The organism is Marinobacter sp. THAF197a (genome assembly GCF_009363275.1).
Classification (GTDB): domain Bacteria; phylum Pseudomonadota; class Gammaproteobacteria; order Pseudomonadales; family Oleiphilaceae; genus Marinobacter.
Genome location: NZ_CP045324.1, coordinates 2,277,448 through 2,292,685, shown reverse-complemented (window position 1 = coordinate 2,292,685; position 15,238 = coordinate 2,277,448). Strand labels below are relative to the sequence as shown.

15 protein-coding genes are annotated in these 15,238 nt (G+C 57.1%); 14 read left to right on the top strand and 1 reads right to left on the bottom strand.

What is annotated here, in order from left to right; genetic code table 11:
* Nucleotides 1-82: 82 nt before the first annotated feature.
* Nucleotides 83-1,957, top strand: a complete 1,875-nt coding sequence (gene secD / locus FIV08_RS10595; RefSeq protein ID WP_072677165.1) for a protein translocase subunit SecD — start codon at nucleotides 83-85, stop codon at nucleotides 1,955-1,957.
* Nucleotides 1,950-2,903: a protein translocase subunit SecF gene (gene secF / locus FIV08_RS10590; protein WP_072677166.1), complete on the top strand. Its 954-nt coding sequence runs from the start codon at nucleotides 1,950-1,952 to the stop codon at nucleotides 2,901-2,903. The genes secD and secF overlap by 8 nt, the downstream gene beginning before the upstream one ends.
* Nucleotides 2,904-2,997: 94 nt before the next feature.
* On the opposite strand, the gene FIV08_RS10585 is transcribed toward secF, so the two are convergent.
* Entirely contained in the window at nucleotides 2,998-3,798 is an 801-nt protein-coding gene (locus FIV08_RS10585) for an inositol monophosphatase family protein (RefSeq protein ID WP_072678201.1), read from the bottom strand.
* 192 nt (nucleotides 3,799-3,990) lie between these two features.
* Between FIV08_RS10585 and trmJ the strand changes: the two genes are divergently transcribed.
* The 12 genes from trmJ (at nucleotide 3,991) to bamB (ending at nucleotide 15,189) form a co-directional block, all read left to right on the top strand.
* Nucleotides 3,991-4,851, top strand: a complete 861-nt coding sequence (gene trmJ / locus FIV08_RS10580; RefSeq protein WP_072677167.1) for a tRNA (cytosine(32)/uridine(32)-2'-O)-methyltransferase TrmJ — start codon at nucleotides 3,991-3,993, stop codon at nucleotides 4,849-4,851.
* A complete protein-coding gene (cysE, locus tag FIV08_RS10575) occupies nucleotides 4,844-5,623 on the top strand; it encodes a serine O-acetyltransferase (protein WP_072677168.1) in 780 nt (259 codons plus the stop codon). Before trmJ ends, cysE begins: the two co-directional genes overlap by 8 nt.
* Before the next feature lie 78 nt (nucleotides 5,624-5,701).
* Nucleotides 5,702-6,199 (top strand): Fe-S cluster assembly transcriptional regulator IscR, encoded by a 498-nt coding sequence (gene iscR / locus FIV08_RS10570; protein ID WP_061332149.1) that lies wholly within the window; start codon nucleotides 5,702-5,704, stop codon nucleotides 6,197-6,199.
* 19 nt (nucleotides 6,200-6,218) lie between these two features.
* Nucleotides 6,219-7,367, top strand: a complete 1,149-nt coding sequence (locus tag FIV08_RS10565) for an IscS subfamily cysteine desulfurase (protein WP_072677169.1) — start codon at nucleotides 6,219-6,221, stop codon at nucleotides 7,365-7,367.
* 66 nt (nucleotides 7,368-7,433) lie between these two features.
* Nucleotides 7,434-7,862, top strand: coding sequence for a nucleoside-diphosphate kinase (ndk, locus tag FIV08_RS10560; RefSeq protein WP_152438286.1), 429 nt, complete (start codon nucleotides 7,434-7,436; stop codon nucleotides 7,860-7,862).
* Nucleotides 7,863-7,924: 62 nt separating this feature from the next.
* Nucleotides 7,925-9,034, top strand: coding sequence for a 23S rRNA (adenine(2503)-C(2))-methyltransferase RlmN (gene rlmN / locus FIV08_RS10555; RefSeq protein WP_058091091.1), 1,110 nt, complete (start codon nucleotides 7,925-7,927; stop codon nucleotides 9,032-9,034).
* 72 nt (nucleotides 9,035-9,106) lie between these two features.
* Nucleotides 9,107-9,877 carry a type IV pilus biogenesis/stability protein PilW gene (pilW, locus tag FIV08_RS10550; RefSeq protein ID WP_072677170.1) on the top strand — a complete coding sequence of 257 codons (771 nt, stop codon included), beginning with the start codon at nucleotides 9,107-9,109 and terminating at the stop codon, nucleotides 9,875-9,877.
* Nucleotides 9,867-10,850 carry a RodZ domain-containing protein gene (locus tag FIV08_RS10545; protein WP_152438285.1) on the top strand — a complete coding sequence of 328 codons (984 nt, stop codon included), beginning with the start codon at nucleotides 9,867-9,869 and terminating at the stop codon, nucleotides 10,848-10,850. The genes pilW and FIV08_RS10545 overlap by 11 nt, the downstream gene beginning before the upstream one ends.
* Nucleotides 10,851-10,883: 33 nt before the next feature.
* Nucleotides 10,884-12,002 (top strand): flavodoxin-dependent (E)-4-hydroxy-3-methylbut-2-enyl-diphosphate synthase, encoded by a 1,119-nt coding sequence (gene ispG, locus FIV08_RS10540; RefSeq protein WP_061332158.1) that lies wholly within the window; start codon nucleotides 10,884-10,886, stop codon nucleotides 12,000-12,002.
* Between the two features lie 44 nt (nucleotides 12,003-12,046).
* Nucleotides 12,047-13,327, top strand: coding sequence for a histidine--tRNA ligase (hisS, locus tag FIV08_RS10535; RefSeq protein WP_152438284.1), 1,281 nt, complete (start codon nucleotides 12,047-12,049; stop codon nucleotides 13,325-13,327).
* Nucleotides 13,328-13,369: 42 nt separating this feature from the next.
* Nucleotides 13,370-14,026 carry a YfgM family protein gene (locus tag FIV08_RS10530; protein WP_152438283.1) on the top strand — a complete coding sequence of 219 codons (657 nt, stop codon included), beginning with the start codon at nucleotides 13,370-13,372 and terminating at the stop codon, nucleotides 14,024-14,026.
* Complete coding sequence (bamB, locus tag FIV08_RS10525; protein ID WP_152438282.1) at nucleotides 14,026-15,189, top strand: outer membrane protein assembly factor BamB; 1,164 nt, start codon at nucleotides 14,026-14,028, stop codon at nucleotides 15,187-15,189. The genes FIV08_RS10530 and bamB overlap by 1 nt, the downstream gene beginning before the upstream one ends.
* Nucleotides 15,190-15,238: the final 49 nt, after the last annotated feature.

Sequence of the window (15,238 nt, the reverse complement as noted above, 5' to 3'; positions counted from 1 at the left end):
GCAGGGCGGCCTTTGGTCGCCCGTTTTGTGTTGACTTGCTGAAACACCAAGGCCGGCACCATAGCTGGCTCGAAGGATTCTCATGCTGAACAAGTATCCTCTCTGGAAGAACCTGGTCATAGTGTTCGCACTGGTCATCGGGTTCATTTACGCGTTACCGAATTTCTTTCCCGATGATTTCGCCATACAGGTTACCGGCGCCCGGGGCAGCACCGAGGTAGACCAGCGTGTGCTGGACCGTGCCCTCGGCGCCCTCGAAAGCCGCGGGATCGAAGTCAAGGAAAGTTCTCTTGAAGACCGCAATGCCCTGATTCGCCTGAACAGTTCCGACGCGCAGTTGCGGGCTCGCCCGGCAGTGCAGGCCGCCCTGGGTAATGATTACCTGGTGGCCCTGAACATGGCTCCCTCAACCCCTGGGTGGCTGCGTAGCCTGGGCGCAGGCCCGATGAAGCTTGGTCTTGACCTGCGAGGTGGTGTTCACTTCCTGCTGGAAGTAGACATGGACACGGCGGTCAGCCAGCGTCTGGAGGCGTTTTCCGGGCAGATCAAAAGAGAACTTCGGGATGAGCGTATTCGCTATCGGGGTGGAGATGTTGAAGGCAACCGGGAGATTGTTCTTAGCTTCCGGGATTCTGAGTCTCGCAGTGCGGCCTTTGATCTGATTCGTCGGCAGTACAACGAATTTTTGCTCAATGAAAGCACCCGGGAAGGCGAATTCCTGTTGGCGCTGACCCTCTCCGAAGCTGAAGTGAGGAATATCCAGGAATATGCCCTGGAACAGAACCTGACCACTATCCGTAATCGTGTCAACGAACTCGGCGTGGCGGAGCCGCTGGTTCAGCGCCAGGGCGCAGATCGTATTATTGTTGAGCTGCCAGGTGTGCAGGATACCGCCCAGGCCAAGCGGGTTCTCGGTGCAACAGCCAATCTGGAATTCCGGATGGAAGCCCGCCAGGATGCACCTGCAGCAGAAACCGAACAGTTCGGTTTCCGTGATACCCCGCAGAGGACAGCTCGCCTGGAGCGGGACGTTATCGCTACCGGTAATAATGTGGCTAATGCCCAGCAGGCCTTCGATGAGAATGGTCAGCCGCAGGTAAACATCACCATGGATTCGGTTGGCGGCGATCTTATGAACCGCGCTACCCGCAACAATGTGGGGCGCCGCATGGCGGTGCTGTTCATCGAGTTCCGGACCGAGACTGAGGCCCAGGAAGTAGACGGTGAGATTCGGGAAGTCGAAAAGCGGATTGTGGAAAAAGGACTGATCAGCCTGGCAACGGTTCAGTCAGCGCTGGGTAGCAGTTTCCGCATTACTGGTCTGGATTCGATACCGGAGGCTGCAGAGCTCGCGCTTCTGTTGCGGGCAGGTGCCCTGGCGGCCCCCATGTACTTTGTACAGGAACGGACCATTGGGCCAAGCCTCGGGCAGAAGAACATCGACGCTGGTGTTACCTCGGTTGCGTTTGGTTTCGCCTTGGTGCTCATCTATATGTTGGTGTTCTATCGTGGCTTCGGGGTAGTGGCGAATGTCACGCTGACCCTGAACCTGATGTTGCTGCTGGCCTGTATGTCCATTCTGTCTGCCACGCTCACCCTGCCGGGTATTGCCGGTATCGTTCTGACAGTGGGTATGGCGGTTGACGCCAACGTTCTAATCTTTGAGCGAATAAAGGAAGAGCTTAAAGCTGGTGTGCCGCCGCAGAGTGCGATTAACTCGGGGTACAGTCGGGCCTTTGTGTCTATCTTTGATGCCAACATAACTACGCTGTTGGTCGCTGTGATCCTGTTTGCCATGGGTTCCGGTCCGGTCAAAGGGTTCGCGGTAACACTGAGCATCGGTATCCTGACCTCCATGTTCTGTGCCCTGGTGGTCAGTCGCGCCATTGTGAACGTTGTCTACGGCGGCCGCAGGGTCGAGAAATTGTCGATCGGGGGGAAGCTGGCTAATGGCTGATACACAGAAACAACCATTTGATTTCATGGGGTTGCGGAAGATTGCTTCCGTGCTTTCTATCACGCTTGTGGTGGTTTCCCTTGCATTGTTGGGTGTTCGCGGCCTGAACTTTGGCATGGACTTCACCGGCGGTACCTCAGTAGAGCTGGAGTACGCCGAGGCGCCGAGCCTTGACGCTATCCGGGACCAACTGGCAGAAGCGGGCTATGAGCAGTTCGTCGTTCAGAACTTCGGCGCGGATACCACCATCCTGATCCGCATGGCGGAAGCTGAGAACGATCAGCTGGCCCGTGAGGTGGCTGGCATGCTGGCTGCCTCCGGCGCCGAGCTCGAGTTGGTGGGGTCCGAATTCGTCGGTTCTCAGGTTGGCGATGAGCTTAAAGAAGACAGCGGGCTCGGGTTGTTGATTGCCCTGGCGGTGGTACTGATCTACGTGGGCATGCGCTTCCAGTTCAAGTTTGGTATCGCTTCGGTGATACCGCTGGCTCACGACGTCATTATTGTGCTGGGCGTGTTTGCGCTGTTCCAGTGGACGTTTGACCTGACCGTGCTGGCAGCGTTGCTGGCGGTGATCGGTTACTCGCTGAACGATACCATCGTTGTGGCGGACCGTATCCGGGAGAACTTCCGGAAAATGCGGGTAGGCGAGCCCTGGGATATCATCAACGAGTCCATCCACCAGACCATCACCCGTACCATCAATACTTCTGGTACTACCTTGGTGGTGTTACTGGCACTGTATTTCTTCGGTGGTGAGGCCATCAACAACTTCGCCCTTGCGCTCATTATTGGCGTGGTGGTGGGTACGTATTCTTCCATCTATGTCTCTGCCAATATGCTGATGGTGATGGGTGTTACCCGTGAAGACCTGATGGTACCGGCGAAGGAAGGCACCGGTGAAGAAGTCGAGGAAGAGCAGCCGCCCGAGTGGCTTAACCGGATGTGATCCGATGGGGAGGCCCAAGGCCTCCCGTTTTCCGAGGCATAAAAAAACCGCCAGTCCCGTGAAGGATTGGCGGTTTTTTTTTGTGCCGGAAAGTCTATCTGGGCAGACGGCCGCGGAACGGGTGCAATACCTTGAGCACTTCGCGGAACAGCTTTGGATTGGCCACAACCAGCTGTTTGGCATTGCCAGCAGACGGGTTGCCGGAAAAGTCGCCAGTCAGTGCGCCGGATTCCATGGCGAGGGTGACACCCAGGTCCAGGTCTGAGGCTTCCGGGCGGAAGATAACAGCGGCGTCCAGAAGGCCCGCCGAAACACGGGCAATATCAAGAACAACGCAGCCGGAGGTGCGGAACATGGCGCTTTCACGCGCCAGAACTGCGGCCATTTCGCCCCAGATCATCGGGTCGTCGCCTTTGCGAGTCTGATCCAGCAGGTTGGTGGCAAATGCCGCCTTGCCGGGTACTTTGATTTCAGACGTGCGCACGCGGCGGCTGTTGAGGGCTGCCCCATGGCCGCGGCTGGCAGAATATTCTTCACCTGTGATCGGATTGACCAGCAACAGGTTTTCTGTCCGGTTGTTCTTTTTCTGGCTCAGTGCCAGGGCGAATTCCGGAATACCACGAATGAAGTTTTCGCGGCCAAGCACGGGGAAGATGTGCCAGCTGCGTTCGCTGCCAGCGGCGTCGGCCTCGCCCATCGGTGCGATGGTGTGATCCCGATATGCCTTTTCCAGTTGCTCGGTGAAGTTGTCGTAAATGGATTTCTCAACCCGTTCGAGCTGGCGGTAGCGCTCGGCCTCGTCCTTGCCGTTGGGTTCCTGTCGCTCGAAATGTGCTTTCAGGTAATCTGATCCCTGGCGGGCAACGCGCAGGGCCATTTTAATTGCTGGTTGCATCTGAGTGTTCATTATCCGGGTGTGTGAAGGCCCGGTATGATAGCAAAAACAACCCGCGCTTGTACGTTTTTTGGCTTAGCAAATGCACGGATACCACGGAGTTTCGGCAACTCCGGAGAGCAGGGCGGCCCGGGTTTCTGCTATCATTCCCTTCCAATATTTAACGTCTGTTAATTCATAGGCCCGAAGACCATGCATAAGCCCGCATTGCCACAGGAAGGTTCTGACACGTTCAATGATCAGGTCCGGATCGTTCTGGTTGAAACATCGCATTCCGGCAATATTGGTGCGGTCGCAAGGGCGATGAAAAACATGGGGCTGGGCAACTTATGGCTGGTTAACCCGGCGTCGTTCCCGGATGAAGCCTCCTACGCGCGTTCTGCCGGTGCCTCAGATGTTCTGGACAGGGCTCAGGTAGTTGCCACGCTTGACGAAGCGCTGGCAGATTGTGTTCTGGTGATGGGCACCAGTGCCCGCGGCCGGAAGGTGCCGTGGCCAGTGATTGCTCCGCCCCAGGCGGCGGCGACGGCGGGCGAATACAGCCGGCAGGGTCGGGTTGCACTGGTGTTTGGGCGTGAAAACCACGGTTTGTCCAACGATGAGCTTCAGCGTTGCCACTACCACATTCATATTCCGTCGAATCCGGACTACAGTTCATTGAATCTGGCCATGGCGGTGCAGGTGGTTTGCTATGAATTGCGCATGCATTACCTGCACAGCCTTGAAGAAGGTGAGGCGAGTCCCAACCTTGAGGCCATGGTTGGACCGGGCGACCGTGGCTGGGATGTGCCGCCGGCAGAGGTGCAGGAGGTGGAAGGCTTCTTCGGGCATCTGGAACAGGTGTTGGTGGATGTGGATTTCCATCGTCGCAACAACCCCAGGCAACTGATGACCCGCCTGCGACGCCTGTTTCAGCGCGCACGTCTTGACCAGATGGAAATCAATATCCTTAGGGGCATTCTGACATCCGTACAAAAGGCTGCCGGAACCCTGCCGGGGAGCGACAAGCAGAACAATACTGCGGATGAGGGGCAGGAAAAAGGCCATGTTTGAGCGTTTAAGGGAAGATGTCAAAAGCGTATTTCACCGGGATCCGGCGGCGCGGAACACCTTCGAGGTGCTAACCAATTACCCGGGCCTTCATGCATTGCTGTTTCACCGGTTTTCCCATTGGCTCTGGAATCTTGGGCTAAAGTGGCTGGCGCGGACCATCTCCACGCTGGCGCGCTGGTTCACCGGTATTGAGATTCACCCGGGTGCGACCATTGGTCGGCGGTTTTTTATCGACCACGGCATGGGCGTGGTGATTGGGGAAACCACCGTTATTGGCGATGACGTCACCCTCTACCAGGGTGTTACCCTGGGCGGAACCAGCTGGAACAAAGGCAAACGCCACCCAACCATCGGTGATGGCGTGGTTGTTGGCGCAGGCGCAAAGATTCTTGGGCCGTTCGAAGTGGGCCCTGGTGCCAAGATTGGCTCCAATTCCGTGGTGACCAAGGCTGTACCCGCCGGCGCCACAGTGGTAGGTATTCCGGGCCGGGTGATTGTGAAGCGCCACTCCGACGATGATGTGCGGCGCAAGGAGATGGAAGAACGCATGGGCTTTGACGCCTATGGTGTGACGGAAGAGATGCCCGACCCGGTTGCCCGGGCCATGCGTTCGCTACTCGACCACATGCATGCGGTGGATGATCGCATTGAAAACATGTGCAAAGCACTCCGTAAGGTGAACAGTGAATATCAGAACGGAGAGCTGCCGCCGTTGCATGAAGAAGACTTTGACTGCGTGCGCGATGAGGCGGACAACGAGGGCAGGGGTTGAATACTTGACTGTTTTGGTGGGTCAATTCATACTCAGCCCTGCGAATCGAGATTCAATCCCATCACTGGGGCTGAGAATATGAAGCTGACCACCAAAGGCCGCTACGCTGTGACGGCGATGCTTGATCTGGCTCTTCACGGAAGCCAGGGGCCGGTAAGTCTTGCGGATATTTCAGCCCGGCAAGAAATTTCCCTCTCGTATCTGGAACAGTTGTTTTCGCGTTTGCGTCGACAGCACCTGGTGGTGAGTGTGCGTGGTCCGGGCGGTGGCTACCGTCTGAGCCGGCCTGCCGACGACGTGTTTGTTGCTGAAGTGGTAGATGCAGTCAGTGAATCGCTCGACACCACCCGCTGCGGCAACAAGGGCGATTGCCAGAATGGCGAGAAGTGCCTTACCCACCATTTATGGTCTGATTTGAGTGATCAGATCCACCAGTTCCTGAGTGAGATCAGTCTGGGGGATTTGATGCGGAAGCGCGAGATCCGTCAGGTGGCGGATCGGCAGAACCGGAAGCACTCGGATGATGACTCTGACGCGATTAATACCCAACGCCTGACCGACCAGGCCACTGCCTGATAAACAGCATCCTGTGATTATGAAAAAGCCCGTATACCTGGACTACGCGGCCACGACGCCCGTTGATCCGTCTGTTGCCTCAGACATGATGAACTACCTGACCCTTGACGGAGTGTTTGGTAATCCTGCTTCTCGTTCCCATGGCTACGGGTGGCAAGCGGAAGCGGCCGTTGAGAACGCGCGACGCCATGTCGCTGACCTGATTCACGCCGACCCAAGGGAGATTGTCTGGACCTCCGGCGCTACCGAGTCCGACAACCTGGCCATCAAGGGTGCGGTTGCCGGCCACGAGTCGCCTCACATTGTAACCTCGGTGATCGAGCACAAGGCGGTTGTGGATACCTGCAAATGGCTCGAGCAAAACGGTGTTGACGTTACCTGGCTGCACCCCGGGTCTGACGGCCGGATTACCCCCCAGGCGGTGGTAGCCGCTCTGCGTGATAACACCGTGCTGGTCAGCCTGATGATGGTGAACAATGAGCTGGGGTGTGTGACCGATATTGCCGCCATCGGCGAGCAGCTTCGCCCGCGCGGCATCCTGCTGCATGTTGATGCCGCCCAGGCTGCGGGTAAAATCCCGGTGGTTGTGGGGCAGCTGAACGTTGATCTTCTGTCGTTGTCAGCGCACAAGGTCTATGGCCCCAAGGGCGTGGGTGCGCTTTATGTGCGCCGTTCTCCCGATGTGCGTATTCAGGCCCAGATGCATGGCGGTGGCCATGAGCGGGGGATGCGTTCTGGTACCCTGCCAACCCATCAGATTGTTGGCATGGGGCGGGCGTTTGAGCTGGCCGGCGCGGGCCTTGATGATGAAATGTCCCGGCTTGAATCGCTGCGCGAGCGATTTCTCACAGGCCTGGAAGGGCTCGAAGGGGTGCACTTTAACGGCAGCCGGGAACATCGGGTGCCTGGCATTGTCAATCTGTCATTCGAGGGCGTGGAGGCAGAGTCTTTAATGCTCGGGCTGCGAAATCTCGCGGTATCGTCCGGTTCCGCCTGTGCCTCGGCGACTGTAGAGCCCTCGTTTGTGCTTCGGGGCATAGGTTTGAGTGATGAATTGGCACACCGTGCCCTGCGGTTTTCGTTTGGCCGGTTCAGCACCGAGCAGGAAATGGATTTTGCCTGTTCGCAAATTATTGATGTTGTTACCCGACTTCGTGCCGTGCGGTAGGCAGTTGCACCCGGACTGCGTATAATCGCACCTCTGAATTTTCATGAACCTGACTGGAGAAATACCATGGCAAACGAGCGCACGCTCTCTATTATCAAGCCCGACGCGGTCGCCACGAACGTTATCGGCGAAATCTACAGCCGTTTCGAGAAAGCTGACCTGAAAATCGTCGCTGCCAAGATGATGCACCTGACCCAGGAGCAGGCAGAAGGCTTCTACGCCGAGCACAAAGAGCGCCCGTTCTTCAACGATCTGGTTGCTTTCATGACGTCTGGCCCGGTGGTTGTACAGGTGCTGGAAGGCGAAGGCGCCATCCTCAAGAACCGCGATCTGATGGGTGCTACCAACCCGAAAGAAGCGGCAGCCGGCACTATCCGTGCTGACTTTGCATCATCCATTGATGCCAATGCCGTTCACGGTTCTGACTCAGCAGCTTCCGCTGAGCGTGAAGTGGCGTATTTTTTCAATGACAACGAGATCTGCCCGCGCGGTTGATGTTGTTGGTTCAGGGGTGGTGAGAACCACCCCTGAATTGGTTATCTGATCGAGGTTATTGCATGACTGGCACTGCCGAAAAAATCAATCTCCTGGGGATGCCCAAAGCCAAGCTTGAGGCGTTCTTTGAGACCCTGGGCGAAAAGCGCTTCCGGGCGCAGCAGGTGCTGCAGTGGATCCATCAGCGAGGCGTTGATGACTTCGATCAAATGACCAATATGAGCCGCGTACTGCGTGAACGGCTCAAGGAAATCGCCGAAGTTCGTGGTCCGGAGGTGGTTTATGACGAAACCTCCAAAGATGGCACCCGAAAGTGGGTGATGCGCATGGACAACGGCAACAGTGTTGAAACCGTGCTGATTCCGGACGGCGAGAGGGGCACCCTGTGCGTGTCTTCGCAGATTGGCTGTAGCCTTGACTGCACGTTCTGTTCCACCGGCAAGCGCGGCTTCAATCGTAACCTGACTGCCGCTGAGATTATCGGTCAGGTCTGGGTTGCCCGAAGAGCCTTCATGCCGTTTGATCCCAATGATCGCCCGATCACCAACGTGGTGATGATGGGCATGGGTGAGCCGCTGCTTAACTTCGACAACGTCGTCGATGCCATGAACCTGATGATGGAAGATCTGGCCTATGGTATCTCCAAACGGCGGGTGACCCTGAGCACGTCTGGCGTGGTGCCTGCCCTGGACCGGCTGGGTGAGGTTACCGATGTTTCACTGGCCATCTCGCTCCACGCACCCAATGATGAGCTGCGCAACACGCTGGTTCCATTGAATAAAAAGTATCCCATAGCGGAACTTCTGGCGGCGACACGGCGTTATCTCGCCCGGTTGCCGGATAAACGTAAGGCCACCATTGAATATACGGTTATTGAAGGCGTTAATGATAAACCGGAACATGCGCGGGAGCTGGTGGCCCTGTTGAAAGGTCTGCCTTGCAAGATTAACCTGATCCCGTTCAACCCGTTCCCGGAAAGCGATTTCAAGCGGCCCAGCATGAACGCAACGCGCCGATTCCAGACGGTACTCAACGAGGGCGGATACGTAACCACCATTCGTACCACCCGTGGTGACGATATCGACGCTGCCTGTGGGCAATTGGTCGGGCGGGTGGAGGACCGAACTCGCAGGAGCCAGAGATATATTGCAGTACAGCAGGTAAACCCCTGATTTAACAACGCGGAAGCGACTAAGGTAAGGTGTTTCGTGAAAGGAAAAGCACAAGGCTCGCATCTGTTTACAATGGCTGTTCTTTTGTTCGGTCTTGTTCTCTCTGGCTGTGTAACCACAACCGACAGTCGCTTTTCCCGGGAAGCGGACCGCGACAAAGCGGTCAGTAACTACGTACAGCTGGCCACGGCCTATATCGGTCAGGGTAATCTTGATCGTGCTCGCCACCACCTTGAACGTGCCCTGGAACTCTCCCCGAATAGTTCTGAAGCCCTGGCTGCCATGGGTTTGGTCTATAACGCTGAGGGTGAGCCGGAACTGGCCGAGCGTAACTTCAAACGCGCCATCAGTCAGGATTCCAGTTACTCCCGGGCGCGGGTTTACTACGGTGCTTTTCTATATAGTAACGGACGGTTTTCCGAAGCCCGGGATCAGTTCAGTGTTGCTTCACGCGACACCGGTTACCGGGAACGCGGAGCGGTATTCTATAATCTGGGCATGACTGAGGAGCGGCTTGGTAACCTGGATGCTGCTACGGGAGCCTACCGACGTGCGGTGGAACTGACTCGCGGTGAAGCAAGAACCTTGCTTTCTCTGTCCAGGGTGTTGGTTGAACAGGAGGATTTTACCGAGGCTTCCCGTTATTACAGCCGCCTCCAGACCATGATCCAGCGCAATACCCGCTTGTCACACTCGGCGGAAAGCCTGTATACGGGTATTCGGATAGCGAGGCATTTTAATGATCGTGATCAGGAAGTGAGCCTGGCGATGTTGCTCCGAAATGATTACTCAGATTCTTTGGAATACCAACAATACAGGGTGTTGATTGCCAATGACCGGTGACGTGGAGCCAGATCAGGTGACGGCGGAGCCTGTCGGGGAGCAACTTCGGCAAGGTCGTGAACGTCTCGGATTGAGCGTCTCAGCCATTGCTGATGAACAGCATCTCCGGCCGTCTGTGATTCAGGCTATAGAAAACGGCGATTACAGCAAAATAGACAGTGAGCTTTTCCTCAAAGGGTATGTGCGTGCCTATGCCCGCCAGGTGGGGCTCAACGCAGACGCGGTTATTGCCGACCTGAATCGGGAGCTGGAGCCGGCTCGCCAGCAAAAGGAACTGGAACACCAGGCAAGCCCCCTGGTTTCCATTGAACGCAAGAAGCGCCGCAAGCGTCAGGTTGCAAAACTGCTCTTGGTGCTGTTGGTTGTCGCGTTGGTGGCCTACCTGATCGCAGGATATCTTGCGGAGCAGGGAACGGACGGTGAGGCGGCTCCAGAGGCGGAAACCCCGGCCGGGACAGTGACGCCGGATCAGGGCCAAATGAGTGATGGTCAGGACGTGCAGCCGGTTACCGAGCCGAATGACGAGTTCAGCGGCGCAGAACAGCCGTTACCTGACGAAGCCTCGTCGGTTCCGGAAATTGAACGTGTACCCCCGGCAGAGCCGCTGGAGCCTGAACCCACCGGTGCGGAGCTGGAAGAGCTTCCGGCTGACCGGGTGCCCGCTGTCACCCAGTCTACAGAGCCTGCTTTGCAGGAAGAACAGCTCCTTGCTCCCGCCGCGACAACCGAGGCCAGGCTGCAGATTGCCTTTTCAGGAGATTGCTGGGTGCAGGTGACAGACGCCGGCGGTAGCCGGTTGGTCAGCGGCTTGCGACGTAGCGGAGAGCAACTGGATGTGACCGGAGATGCACCGTTGACTGTGGTTATTGGTGCGGTGAGCGCCGTTGAGTCCATTCGATTCCAGGGTGAAACCCTGAATATTGGTGATTTTCGCGTAGTGAACAACCGATCGGAGTTCACGCTCGAACTTTGATCCGAACGCCCGAATAACTGTTGGTTCCAGCAAATGAAACACGAATCCCCGATCAAAAGACGTAAATCCCGCCAGATCATGGTGGGCAATGTGCCGGTTGGCGGCGATGCACCGATTGCGGTTCAGAGCATGACCAACACAAACACCTGTGATGTAGAGGCGACTGTTGGCCAGATTGCAGCGTTGCAGGAGGCCGGCGCCGATATCGTCCGTGTTTCAGTACCCTCCATGGAGGCCGCTGAAGCGTTCGGACAGATTCGCAAGCGCGTATCTCTGCCGCTCGTTGCCGATATTCACTTCGATTACAAAATTGCCCTGCGAGTGGCCGAGCTTGGTGTTGACTGTTTGCGCATCAACCCCGGTAACATTGGCCGGGACGATCGCGTCAACGCGGTCATCAGTGCCGCTCGGGACGGCAATATCCCGATCCGTATTGGCGTGAATGCCGGGTCTCTTGAAAAGAGCCTGCAGCGCAAATACGGTGAACCCACTGCAGAGGCCCTGGTAGAGTCTGCCATGCGGCACATCGATATTCTGGATAAACACGATTTCCAGGATTTCAAGGTTAGCCTGAAGGCGTCAGAGGTATTTATGACCGTTGATGCCTACCGGAAGATTGCCTCCCAGATTGTACAGCCGCTGCATCTTGGCATTACCGAGGCCGGCGGCTTTCGTTCGGGCACAGTGAAATCCTCTATCGGCCTCGGCATGTTGCTGATGGACGGTATTGGCGACACCATTCGGGTATCACTGGCCGCCGACCCGGTGCAGGAAATCAAGGTTGGCTTCGATATTCTCAAGAGCCTGCGTTTGCGCAGTCGTGGTATCAACTTCATCGCTTGCCCCAGCTGTTCCAGACAGAACTTCGATGTGATCCAGACCATGAATGATCTGGAGGCTCGCCTGGAAGACGTCAATACCTCCCTGGACGTTGCCATTATTGGCTGCATAGTGAACGGTCCCGGAGAAGCCAAGGTAGCGGACCTCGGGTTGACGGGCGGTACGCCGAAAAACCTTCTGTATTTGGACGGAAAACCAAATCAGAAGTTGGACAATGCGACGCTGACGGATGACCTGGAGCGAATCATCCGGGAAAAAGTTGCAGAGCGGCAGCAGCAGGAAGAATCCGTGATTGCCCGGTCTGCGGACTGAGCCGTCCAATTCGACATCATTCATTAAAGTATCAGGGTTTTAACTTGGCTAAGATTCAGGCAATCCGCGGAATGAACGATATTTTGCCGGAGCAGACCCCCGTCTGGCAGTATGTAGAGTCAACGGTACGTCAGGTACTTGGGCAATACGGATACCAGGAAATCCGAATGCCGGTGGTTGAACAGACCGAACTGTTCAAGCGCTCGATTGGCGAAGTAACTGACATCGTCGAAAAAGAAATGTACACCTTTGACGACAGGAATGGCGACAGCCTGACCCTTCGCCCGGAAGGTACAGCCGGTTGCGTCAGGGCAGCCGAAGAGCATGGCTTGCTTTTCAACCAGACCCGCCGGCTTTGGTATACCGGCCCGATGTTCCGCCACGAACGCCCCCAGAAAGGCCGTTACCGCCAGTTCCACCAGATTGGCGTGGAATGTTTTGGCATGGATGGTCCGGATATAGACGCCGAGTTGCTGATACTCACGGCGCGGCTGTGGCAGGCCCTTGGTCTTGCCGGGCATACGCGCCTTGAGATTAATTCCATTGGCACCAGTGAAGCCCGGAAAGTCTACCGCCAGGCTCTGGTTGATTATCTGGACCAGTACCGGGATCAGCTGGATGACGACAGTAGGCGCCGGTTAACCACGAATCCGTTACGAATTCTGGACAGCAAGGATGCCGGAACCCGGAAAATCCTGGAAGGGGCGCCAAGCCTGGACGATTACCTGGATGACGAATCCAGGGCCCACTTTGAGCAATTGAAGGGGCTGTTGGACGCCGCCGGTGTGAAATACAGCGTAAACCCGGCCCTCGTTCGGGGTCTGGATTACTATGGCAAAACGGTTTTCGAATGGATTACCGACAGCCTCGGCGCACAAGGCACCGTGTGTGCTGGTGGCCGTTACGATGGCCTGGTAGAGCAGTTGGGTGGCAAACCAACCAAGGCGGTGGGCTTTGCTATGGGGCTGGAGCGACTGATCCTGTTGCTGGAAACCCTGGAATTGGTGCCTGATTACGTTAACAACCATGCCGACGTATACGTAACCGCCATGGGCGACAAGGTTATTGCCCCGGCAATGGCGATTGCCGAAGAACTTCGCAGCGCGTTGCCCGGTAGTGTGGTTGTCACTCACTGTGGCGGCGGCAGCTTCAAGAGCCAGATGAAGAAGGCGGACCGCAGCGGCGCCCGCTACGCGGTCATCCTGGGCGAGAATGAGCTGGCCAGTGGCAATGTTGGCCTGAAGCCCTTGCGCGACGATGAGCCGCAGCAGGACATTGCCCGCAGTGAACTGGCCCACGCGCTCGCCAGCCGGCTTGCACAATGAATTTCACAAGAACAGCAACATTATTGATGAACAGGAGTTTACATGGCTGAGTTGCGCACCGAAGAGGAACAGATCCAGGCGATCAAGGACTGGTGGAAGAAGAACGGCAGTTCTCTGCTGATTGGTATCGGTGCTGCGCTGGCCATCGTATTCGGCTGGCAGGCCTGGCAGAACCACCAGGCTCAGCAGCGTGCGGAAGCGGCTAACCAGTTTGCCACTCTGCTCAATGCCTTTGCCGATGAATCCGACGAGAATGCCAGCGAAACCGTTGCATTTGTTGCCGAGACCCTTCGCAACGACTATGGCAAGAGCGCCTACGCCATCTATGGCAACCTGGTACTGGCTCGCCAACAGATGATGGTGGACGGTAACGCCGAGGCCGCCATTGACTCACTGAACTGGGCCCTGGACAAGGCAGCGGATTACCCGGCCCTGAGTCTGGTTGTGCGTAACCGACTGGCCCGCGCACAGTTTGCTGCCGAGCGGTACGATGACGCCCTGGCAACCCTGGATGGTGCGGCCAACGCCGACGCCTTCGCTGGCGTGTTCTCAGAATTGCGTGGGGACATCCTGCTCGCACAAGGTGACACCGACGGCGCTCGTGATGCCTACCTCGCCGCACGGGAGCAGAACCAACAGGGCCGCAGCGGCATTCTGGAATTGAAACTCTCTGATCTCGGTGTCGGGGAGGGGGCCTGATGCGGGTAACTCGCAACAGGTTCGTTCGTTTTTCTCTGGCATCCTTGATGGTGCTGCTCGTGGGCTGCAGCACCAAGGACACCTTTGAACAGCCGGTGCCGGTTCCTGAAATTGATGCCACTGTTGAGTTCAAACGTATCTGGACCATGTCAGTCGGTAAGGGACATGATGACCAGTTTTTGCACCTGGCACCGTTGTATGCCGGCGACGTGATCTATGCAGCCTCTGCCGATGGCCTGCTGGTGGCGGTGGAGCCCGGGAATGGCAAGGCGCTCTGGCAGCGGCGGTCGAAAGACCGGATATTTGCCGGCTTTGGTGGCGATGGTAAGCAGTTGTATTACATCACCCGCGATGCCGAACTGGTCGCCCTGTCCCGGGAAACCAGCGAGGAGTTATGGCGGGCCTCATTACCAACCGAAGGTCTGGCTGCGCCCCAGTCCAACGGCTCCCTGGTGGTTGCCCAAACCACCGATGGCCGCGTTATCGGTTTCGATGCCGCGAACGGCGAGCGTCGCTGGCAATACGACGGCCAGGTGCCGGTGCTGTCCATGCGCACGGCGGCGGCTCCTTTGGTGGGCGGCGACATTGTGATTGCTTCCTTCGCCAACGGCCGTGTTATTGCGCTCACCGCGGATGCGGGCCAGCCAGTCTGGCAATACGAAGTCGGGCAACCACAGGGCCGCACAGAACTGGAGCGGCTGGTGGATATCGGTGGCCAGCCGTTGGTCCTGGAATCGGCCATTATGGTGGCGGGGTACCAGGGCAAGCTGGCGTTGGTCGATATTCGCTCCGGGCAGGAAATCTGGAGCCGCCGTGCTTCAAGTTTCTACTCGCCAAGTATCGGTGGTGGCAGCATCTTCCTGGCGGCGGCGAACGGTGACATTATTTCTTACCGGGGCAGCGACCGCCGCGAACTCTGGGTTCAGGACCGGTTGTCCTGGCGCCAGGTCACCCGGCCGGTGGCCAGCGGTGAGTACGTGGTTACCGGAGATTACGAGGGCTACCTGCACGCACTCTCCCGGGAGGATGGCCGCTTGCAGGGCCAGCTGAAGTTCGACAGTGACGGTATCCGCGTACCGGTTCAGGTGATTGAAGATGGTAACCTGCTGGTTTACGGCAACGGTGGGCGAATGGCGGTTTACAGCCTGAAACCAAAAAAGTAACACCGTTCACATGATCAGCCCGGCATGAGCCGGGCTTTTGACCTTTTTA

Bases quoted from the DNA above. Each gene is read 5' to 3' on its own strand.
- bamB (WP_152438282.1), top strand. From the start codon at position 14,026: ATGCGGGTAACTCGCAACAGGTTCGTTCGTTTTTCTCTGGCATCCTTG.
- FIV08_RS10545 (WP_152438285.1), top strand. From the start codon at position 9,867: ATGACCGGTGACGTGGAGCCAGATCAGGTGACGGCGGAGCCTGTCGGG.
- rlmN (WP_058091091.1), top strand. From the start codon at position 7,925: ATGACTGGCACTGCCGAAAAAATCAATCTCCTGGGGATGCCCAAAGCC.
- pilW (WP_072677170.1), top strand. From the start codon at position 9,107: ATGGCTGTTCTTTTGTTCGGTCTTGTTCTCTCTGGCTGTGTAACCACA.
- FIV08_RS10530 (WP_152438283.1), top strand. From the start codon at position 13,370: ATGGCTGAGTTGCGCACCGAAGAGGAACAGATCCAGGCGATCAAGGAC.
- ndk (WP_152438286.1), top strand. From the start codon at position 7,434: ATGGCAAACGAGCGCACGCTCTCTATTATCAAGCCCGACGCGGTCGCC.
- ispG (WP_061332158.1), top strand. From the start codon at position 10,884: ATGAAACACGAATCCCCGATCAAAAGACGTAAATCCCGCCAGATCATG.
- cysE (WP_072677168.1), top strand. From the start codon at position 4,844: ATGTTTGAGCGTTTAAGGGAAGATGTCAAAAGCGTATTTCACCGGGAT.
- FIV08_RS10585 (WP_072678201.1), bottom strand. From the start codon at position 3,798: ATGCAACCAGCAATTAAAATGGCCCTGCGCGTTGCCCGCCAGGGATCA.
- FIV08_RS10565 (WP_072677169.1), top strand. From the start codon at position 6,219: ATGAAAAAGCCCGTATACCTGGACTACGCGGCCACGACGCCCGTTGAT.
- secD (WP_072677165.1), top strand. From the start codon at position 83: ATGCTGAACAAGTATCCTCTCTGGAAGAACCTGGTCATAGTGTTCGCA.
- iscR (WP_061332149.1), top strand. From the start codon at position 5,702: ATGAAGCTGACCACCAAAGGCCGCTACGCTGTGACGGCGATGCTTGAT.
- secF (WP_072677166.1), top strand. From the start codon at position 1,950: ATGGCTGATACACAGAAACAACCATTTGATTTCATGGGGTTGCGGAAG.
- trmJ (WP_072677167.1), top strand. From the start codon at position 3,991: ATGCATAAGCCCGCATTGCCACAGGAAGGTTCTGACACGTTCAATGAT.